Source organism: Mesorhizobium sp. M2A.F.Ca.ET.037.01.1.1 (genome assembly GCF_003998075.1).
Classification (GTDB): Bacteria; Pseudomonadota; Alphaproteobacteria; order Rhizobiales; family Rhizobiaceae; genus Mesorhizobium.
Genome location: NZ_RZSA01000252.1, coordinates 1 through 7,335 on the forward strand (window position 1 = coordinate 1; position 7,335 = coordinate 7,335).

Consider the following 7,335-nt stretch of genomic DNA (forward strand, 5'->3'; position numbering starts at 1 on the left):
TCCGTGTCGCGGAGCGGCTCAGCCTGTATGTCTTACATGCCATTGGGGTGTTCGGCCATGAACTTGTCGACATTGTCCTTGGTCACCACCACGCCGGGGATCTCGATGGTCTTCGGCTGCCATGAATCGCCGGCTTTCATGGAGTCGAGAATGGCCTGGAACACTTCCTTGCCCTCCTGATAGGCGGGCTGCCAGACGGTGGCCGTCATGTCGCCTTCCTTGACCAGTTGCAGGGCCTGGGCGCTGCCGTTGATCGACACTGTCGTCACATCGGTGCGCCCGGCCTGGCGCAGCGCCGCCACGGCGCCCTGCATCGGCTCGTCCCAGCACGACCAGATGGCGAGCGGCGTGTCGCCGCCGGCCGGATGCGCGGTCAGCCAGGCCGCGGCCGTGGCGTTGCCGAACTGGACCTGCCCGGGCGCGACCACTTCGCTGTAATCCACCTTGACGCCCGACTTGCCCTTGACTCCTTCGTCGAAGGCCATGCCGCGGTCGATGCAAAGCTTGCCCGGATGGAAGGTCATGGCCAGGACATTGGCCTTATCGCCGGCCTTCTCCAGGAGATACTTGACCGAATCGTCGCCAACCTGCCGGCCGCTGGTCGTCGCCACGATGCCGGGGACGATCTCGCCACCCCAAGTGCCGACAGGGATATGCGCGTCGCGCGCCGCCGCCAGGCCGGAGCCGATCGAGCTGCTGGCGAAGGCCAGCACGAAGATGGCGTCGACATGCTGGGCCGCGAAGCTGTTCATCGCTGCGTTGGCCTGATCGGCGCTCGCCTGGGTGTCGGTCACCTTGACGTCCCAGCCGGCTGCCTTGGCTGCGTCCGTCGCCCCGCCGATGACCGCGATGTTGAGCGCGTCATTGGCGAGCAGCGCGACGATGCCGAGCGTCTTGTGGTCCTGCGCCTGCACAGCAGTTGAAACGATCATCGTTCCAGCGGTCAGTAAGGCAAGCAAAAGCCTTTTCATCTGGGAATCCTCCTCTCCCGTTGGTGCCGGCCCATGGCGGACCGACCGTTCCCTCTCCTCGGACTCCGACCAGGGGCGCCGGGACACCGGCTTCGCCGTGTCCGTCGGGCACCCCTGCCGGCCGCTTGCATGCACCCCTCCGCTGCGGCTCTCACGAGCCAACATGAGACAGAGGCGCCTGCCGCTTGATCTTGGTACCGGTACCATATGGCAGTTTTAGCAGACCGGCAATAGCCGCCGTCAACCCGCCCGAGAAATTCGCCGTTGCGACATCACATGCGATTTGAAATGGACGAGTTCACGTTGCCAAGCTGATTTTTCTTGTTATCGGTATCAGGCTAGGGCTATGGCTGAGGCGGTCTAAGTGGAGAGCGCCGCGAGCGCGTAACAGCTCGAGCGAGATGGGAACAGACATGAAAGTGACCTATGACTTTTCCGGCAAGAACGTCATCCTGATCGGCGGGACGACCGGCATCGGGCGGGCAACGGCGCTGGCCTTCGCCAAGGCCGGAGCCAATCTCTACGTCTCCGGCATCGGCGCGGACTCCGGAGAAAGCCTCAAGACAGAGGTCAAGCCGCTTGGCGTCGAGATCGAATTCGAGGAAGTCGACGTTCGCGACAGCAAGGCGATGGCGGCCCTGCACAAGCATGCCTTCGAGCGGTTCGGGCGCATCGACATCGCCTTCAACAATGCCGGCGTCCCGGGCAAGACCGCGCCAGTGCACGAGCTCGATGACGAAGATTACGACCTGCTGATGGACGTCAATCTGCGCGGCATCTTCAACGGCCTCAGGCATCAGGTCCCGCACATGACCGCCAAGGGCGGCGGCGCGATCGTCAACACCTCGTCGCTGTTCGGCGTCATCGGCTTCGCCACGACCGCGGTCTATTGCGCCAGCAAGTGGGGCGTGATCGGCCTCACCAACTCGGTGGCGTTGGAAGTCGCGCGCAAGAACATCCGCGTCAACGCCATCGCGCCTGGCTCGGTGATGACGCCGCTGCTGCGCGGCATGTTCGGCAGCGAGCAGAGCGCCAAGGACACGGTGCTGCCGATGATCCCGATGGGCCGCATCAGCGACCCGTCCGAAATCGCGCAGCTGGTGCTTTTCCTGTCATCGGACGCCGCATCCTTCATCACCGGGCAGGCCGTGGTGATCGACGGCGGCGGCTTCGTCGCGGGCGCCGACAAGCTCTGACGCTTTCAAGGCTGGGGCACAGCCCCCAGCCTTGTTCCTCTTCATTCAGGCGACGCAGCTCTTCTCGCCCTTGGCGAGGGCGATCTCCACCACTTGGAGACCTTTGTCCGTCAGTCGCGACGGGAATGTCGTGCGTAGCCGGTCTTCATGCACCGGTATCACCCTGCGCACCTCGCCACCGACCGATTTCAGCATCTCGGCGCTGGAGAAGATCAGATTGTGCTGGCTGCCGACGGCAAGCCCGATGGGCACGATCTGCGGCGCTGCCGGATCGAGCCCGGTCAGGTTGTCGTAGGTGTAGATGAGATCGCCGGCGAAGATCCAGCGATCCTCGCCGGCGCTGGTGCCGTCGTTGCGGACAGTCACATACATGCTGCCATAAGTGTGGGTGTCGGCGGCGAGATGGACGTCGATCCCCGGCAGCACGTTCTCCTGGTCGCCATCGATGCAGATCATGCGACCTTCCTTCGCCGCCTCGACCGCTCGCACGATATCGGCCGGATCGCCGCCGCCGACGAGGAACCGGTATTCCGGCCCGAGCGTGAGCGCCCACACCCATTTGTCCAACTCGCTCTTCTGGACGTAGAATTTGGCGTTGGGGAACAGATGCATGGCGCCCATATGGTCGAAATGGGCATGGGTAATGAAGACGCTGGTCACGTCCTCCGGCTTCACGCCGCATTCGGCGAGGACCGCGCGCGGACCGTGATAGTTCGAGACGCCATAGGCGGTGGCCAGTTGCTCGCCGTAAGCGACATGGTCGTAGCCGGTATCGATCAGGATGGTTTCGCCACCGCCCTTCAGCAGCGCGTAGGCATAGGGAAGCTTGCGCGTGCCCTGGTGCTGCGGCCCGTACATCATGACGCTGAAGGGGAACTTCTCCACCGCCGCGTATTCGAGCACCCAGATCGAGTAGTGTGCCATTCAATCCTCCTGATTGATTAGATGCCTTGCCCGGACAGGCCCGGCGCGTGGACGGCGCAACAGGCCTGTCCGAAATCGATGAGCTCGAAGCCGGGCAACAGGCGCGACGTCGCCCGCAGATGGTCGCTCGTCGCGCGAAGTGCGCGTGTCAGCGTGTCGAACCGTCTGTCCGACCTGTCCTGCGCCCCGCGGCACGCCGTCGCCGCGGCGCAGGCTTCCATGAGCGTCTCGGCCGCACCGCGCATGTGATGGTAGTGGTGCGCGGCCGGCTCTGGCGCCTGCAGGCCGCGAACCGCTTCTGCCGCTTGCATGACGGCCTGTCTTGTTCCAGCCAAAGCGCCCTCGGCCAGCGCCGCCTGGCGGCGCGACGTCAGCAGGAACAGCGCGTAGCCGGACAGTTGGGTCATGGTCTGGCTGATCAATTGCTGCGCGTCACGCGCGGAATCGGCATAGCGCAGCAGCGACTGCTCCGTCACGCCGACGCAGGAATACACGCCCATTGCAATCCTCCACGCCGGCATCGCGGCGTCCTCCTCGCTTGGGCATTACCCGATTTTGATATCGGTAACAACAGAATTGCTGCAACCGGCGCCAACGGCTTGTTTGTTCGATAAGGGAATGATTTGATGCGCCCCGGCCGGACCGAGCGTAACCAAGATGCCCAGGCGATCCTCTCAGAACCAAGAAAGACGCAATGGCAGCGCCAGAATGCGCGACGTAGCGGTTCGCGCCGGTGTCTCCACCATGACCGTCTCGCGGGTCCTGAACGAGCCCGGCAAAGTGTCAGAGGAGATGCGCGAGCGTGTGCTGACGGCGGTCCGCGAGATCGGCTATCTGCCGAACCATCTGGCGGGCAGCTTGTCCTCGAATCGCTCAACGACCATCGGGCTGATCGTTCCAAGCATCGACAACTCGATCTACACGCAGACGATCAAGGGCCTGTCAGAGGTCCTGAAGCGCTCTGGTTTCCAGCTGATGATCGCGGAATCGGGCTATGATCCCAATGAGGAAGAGGAGCTCATCACCGTCTTCCTCAGCCACCGGGTCGGCGGGCTCGTCCTGCACAGCACCGAGCATACGCCACAGGCGATCGAGAAGATCCGCAAGTCGGGCATTCCGGTCGTCGAGAACGGCAACATCCCCAAAGAGCCGCTCGACATGGTCGTAAGCTATTCAAATCGCGATGCTTCTTACGCGATGACCATGCATCTGGGCAGGCTCGGCTATCGCAAGATCGCCTTCGCCAGCCTCTATTCCGTGCATAATGACCGCTCGCAGGACCGCCTCAAGGGATACCTGGCGGCGCTCAAGCAATTGGGTCACGAACCTGATCCGCGCATGGTCCTGGAAACGGGACGCGGCCTTGCCGCTGGCGCCGAAGTAGTCGCGCGGGTAATGCAGAGCGTGCCGGAGGTCGACGCGCTTTTCTGCGCCGGCGAAGTCCTGGCCGTCGGCGCGCTGTTCGAGTGCCAGCGACGCGGCTGGTCAGTACCCGGCCGCATCGCGCTCGCCAGTTTCGACGACGTCGACCTGTTGCGGCATGTCAGCCCCTCCATCACCACCTTGCGGCTGCCGCGCTACGACATAGGCGAGCGGACGGCGCGGATCCTGCTCAGCCGCATCATCGACGGCGCCGATCACCTGCGCGGCAGCGTCGTCGACCTCAAGTTCGAAGTGATCCAGCGCGAGAGCACCTGACCCACCCCGAGCACCGGTATCGCAACACGGCTCCCCGCTTTTCTGCGATTGCATTCTGTTACCGGTACCAATATAAAGTCGAGACCTGCGCAGCAGTCGCCTGCCTGGCGGACTATCGTAGGAATGAGGGGCTTGGCAATGCTCGCAGAATGGCGGAACAGGATTTGAGCTTGTCGAAGGAAGCTGAGAGAGCAGCGCCCTCCACCCGGGCGAAGCCGCTCAACGAATGCACCGCCTTGATCACCGGCTCCACCGCGGGTCTCGGGCAGGCGATGGCTGCAAGGCTTGCAGAGGCCGGTTGCGGCGTAATACTGCACGGTCTGGAAGACGCCGAGCAGATCGAGGCGCAACGCGACGATCTCGCCCGTAAGACGGGCGCCCGTGTTGCCTACCACAAGGCCGATCTCTCGACGCTATCGGGCGTCGAAGGACTGATCAATGCTGCGATGTCGGTGCTCGGTCCGATCGACATCCTCGTCAACAATGCTGTCGTCCGGCACTTCGCTCCGGTCATAGAGTTCCCGACCGAGCAATGGGACCTGGCGCTGGCGGTCAACCTCTCCGCCGCGTTCCACGCCATCCGGCTTCTGCTCCCGAACATGCGCAGCCGGAATTTCGGCCGGATCTTCAACATTACCTCCGTCTACGGCATGCGCGGAACGACCGATCGCGTCGGCTATGTGACAACGAAGTCTGCTATCCTCGGCTTGACCCGCGCCGTGGCGTTGGAGAACCTGGATCGCGACGTGACCTGTCACAGCCTCTGCCCGGGTTCGGTGCTGACGCCCGGCACGGAAGAACGGGTGGAGAGGCTAATGGCCGAGCGCCGCATCGACCGGACGGCGGCCGAGCGGCTCTTCCTCGAGGGCAAGCAGCCGGGCGGCAACTTCGTCTCGGCCGGGAGCATCTCGGACCTGCTCGTCTTCCTGTGCGGGCCGATCGCCCGGGACATGACCGGATCGGTACTGCCGGTCGAAGCAGGCTGGCTGGCAAGTTGAGCTAGGGTCGAAGCAGACCGGCATCGCCTGCGCGAGAGTAATGTCTAGAGGAGCGATCCATGGACGAATTGTACGAAGTCTACGCCATCCGTTACGGCCACCACGACCGCAACGCGGCAGCGAATTTCATCGGCGGCGACCCGCATGACGGGCCGATGCCGCTCGACTATTTCGTCTGGGCGATCGTCGGCAAGTCGCGCACTTTCGTGTTCGATACGGGCTTCGACGCGAAAGTCGCGGACCGGCGCCAGCGAAATCTGCTGCGCCCGGTCGGCGATGGATTGAAGATGATCGGCATCGATCCGGACAAGGTCGAGGACGTCATTATCTCGCATATGCATTTCGACCATGCCGGCAATCACGAGCTGTTCCCGAAGGCTCGCTATCACGTCCAGGACGTGGAGATGGCCTACTGCACGGGACGCTGCATGTGCCACAGCTATCTCAGGCATCCGTTCGACTATGAGGACGTGGCCAGCATGATCGGCAAGCTCTATGCCGGGCGCGTGACCTTCCATGACGGCGTCTCCGAGGTCGCTCCGAACCTCACCGTGCATCGTGTCGGCGGCCACTCAAAGGGCCTGCAGGTGATCCGGGTGAAGACGCAGCGCGGGTGGGTGGTGCTGGGCTCCGACGCATCGCATTTCTACGCCAATTTCGAGCAGAACCGGCCCTTCCCGGTGCTGGAAAGCGCAACCGACATGCTGGACGGCTACGCCACCATGAAGAAGCTCGCCAGCACGCCGAACCACATCATCCCGGGCCACGATCCGCTGGTGCTCGCCCGCTATCCCGCGGCGCTGGCGGGCGTGGACGACATCGTGCGCCTCGACCTCGACCCGATCGCCGGAGCGCCGTGAGCGCCTTTTTGATCGGCGCCCCTGATGGTCGAAAGCCTTGGGGCGTTCGTCGCAAAATCGTATGGAGACGACAATGACTGATCTCAAGCTCGGGCTGGCTGGCGCCGGCAGGATGGGAACGCCGATGGCGAAGCGCCTGATGGCGGCAGGCTATAGCGTGAGCGTCTATGACACCAATGCGGCCGCCGTCGAGGCATTGGCCGCGCAGGGCGCCGGCAAGGCCGCGACACCCGCGGAGCTGGCGAAGCGCTGCGACGTGGTCCTGCTTTCGCTGCCGACGCCGGAGATCGTGCAGGCCGTCTGCCTTGGCCAAGACGGGCTCACCTCCGCCAAGGGCGCGAGCATCGTCATCGACCTCTCGACCACCGGTCCGCGGACGGAGCGCCTTGTCGCGCAAGGCCTCAAGGCGGCCGGCATCTCGCTGGCCGACTGTCCGGTGAGCGGCGGCGTGGGCGGCGCCGAGAAGGGCACGCTGGCGATGATGGCCGCCTGCGACGACGCGACGATGGAAACGATCCGCCCGGTGCTCGAAACGCTAGGCAAGCCGGTCCATGTCGGCCTGGAGCCCGGCATGGGCCAGATGATCAAAGTGATCAACAATTTGATGTCGGTGACGGCTTTGTCGATCGCTTCCGAGGCGCTCGTGCTCGGCACCAAGGCCGGGCTCGATCCGGACGTCATGCTTGAG

At 63.9% G+C, this 7,335-nt stretch carries 8 protein-coding genes; 5 read left to right on the forward strand and 3 right to left on the reverse strand.

Going from position 1 to position 7,335, the window contains the following annotated elements:
* Positions 1-32: 32 nt before the first annotated feature.
* The gene (locus EOA27_RS14750) at positions 33-971 is read right to left on the reverse strand and encodes a sugar ABC transporter substrate-binding protein (RefSeq protein WP_189343077.1); all 939 of its coding nucleotides are present in this window, start codon (positions 969-971) and stop codon (positions 33-35) included.
* A gap of 413 nt (positions 972-1,384) precedes the next feature.
* Here EOA27_RS14750 and EOA27_RS14755 point away from each other — a divergent pair, with 413 nt between their 5' ends.
* Positions 1,385-2,167 (forward strand): SDR family NAD(P)-dependent oxidoreductase, encoded by a 783-nt coding sequence (locus tag EOA27_RS14755; protein ID WP_189343076.1) that lies wholly within the window; start codon positions 1,385-1,387, stop codon positions 2,165-2,167.
* A gap of 45 nt (positions 2,168-2,212) precedes the next feature.
* Here EOA27_RS14755 and EOA27_RS14760 read toward each other — a convergent pair whose 3' ends face one another.
* Complete coding sequence (locus tag EOA27_RS14760; RefSeq protein WP_126081373.1) at positions 2,213-3,091, reverse strand: N-acyl homoserine lactonase family protein; 879 nt, start codon at positions 3,089-3,091, stop codon at positions 2,213-2,215.
* A gap of 17 nt (positions 3,092-3,108) precedes the next feature.
* Complete coding sequence (locus EOA27_RS14765) at positions 3,109-3,591, reverse strand: hypothetical protein (protein WP_127256570.1); 483 nt, start codon at positions 3,589-3,591, stop codon at positions 3,109-3,111.
* A gap of 208 nt (positions 3,592-3,799) precedes the next feature.
* On the opposite strand from EOA27_RS14765, the gene EOA27_RS14770 reads away from it, so the two are divergent.
* The 4 genes from EOA27_RS14770 to EOA27_RS14785 form a co-directional block, all read left to right on the forward strand.
* Positions 3,800-4,789 carry a LacI family DNA-binding transcriptional regulator gene (locus EOA27_RS14770; RefSeq protein ID WP_210211604.1) on the forward strand — a complete coding sequence of 330 codons (990 nt, stop codon included), beginning with the start codon at positions 3,800-3,802 and terminating at the stop codon, positions 4,787-4,789.
* A gap of 170 nt (positions 4,790-4,959) precedes the next feature.
* Entirely contained in the window at positions 4,960-5,787 is an 828-nt protein-coding gene (locus EOA27_RS14775; RefSeq protein ID WP_210211603.1) for an SDR family NAD(P)-dependent oxidoreductase, read from the forward strand.
* A gap of 59 nt (positions 5,788-5,846) precedes the next feature.
* Positions 5,847-6,647 carry an N-acyl homoserine lactonase family protein gene (locus tag EOA27_RS14780; RefSeq protein ID WP_126081369.1) on the forward strand — a complete coding sequence of 267 codons (801 nt, stop codon included), beginning with the start codon at positions 5,847-5,849 and terminating at the stop codon, positions 6,645-6,647.
* A gap of 37 nt (positions 6,648-6,684) precedes the next feature.
* The coding region (locus tag EOA27_RS14785) for an NAD(P)-dependent oxidoreductase (protein ID WP_348639861.1) at positions 6,685-7,335 on the forward strand (651 nt) is incomplete at its 3' end.

Coding starts and splice junctions, on each gene's coding strand:
- EOA27_RS14750 (WP_189343077.1), bottom strand. CDS start 971: ATGAAAAGGCTTTTGCTTGCCTTACTGACCGCTGGAACGATGATCGTT.
- EOA27_RS14755 (WP_189343076.1), top strand. CDS start 1,385: ATGAAAGTGACCTATGACTTTTCCGGCAAGAACGTCATCCTGATCGGC.
- EOA27_RS14760 (WP_126081373.1), bottom strand. CDS start 3,091: ATGGCACACTACTCGATCTGGGTGCTCGAATACGCGGCGGTGGAGAAG.
- EOA27_RS14765 (WP_127256570.1), bottom strand. CDS start 3,591: ATGGGCGTGTATTCCTGCGTCGGCGTGACGGAGCAGTCGCTGCTGCGC.
- EOA27_RS14770 (WP_210211604.1), top strand. CDS start 3,800: ATGCGCGACGTAGCGGTTCGCGCCGGTGTCTCCACCATGACCGTCTCG.
- EOA27_RS14780 (WP_126081369.1), top strand. CDS start 5,847: ATGGACGAATTGTACGAAGTCTACGCCATCCGTTACGGCCACCACGAC.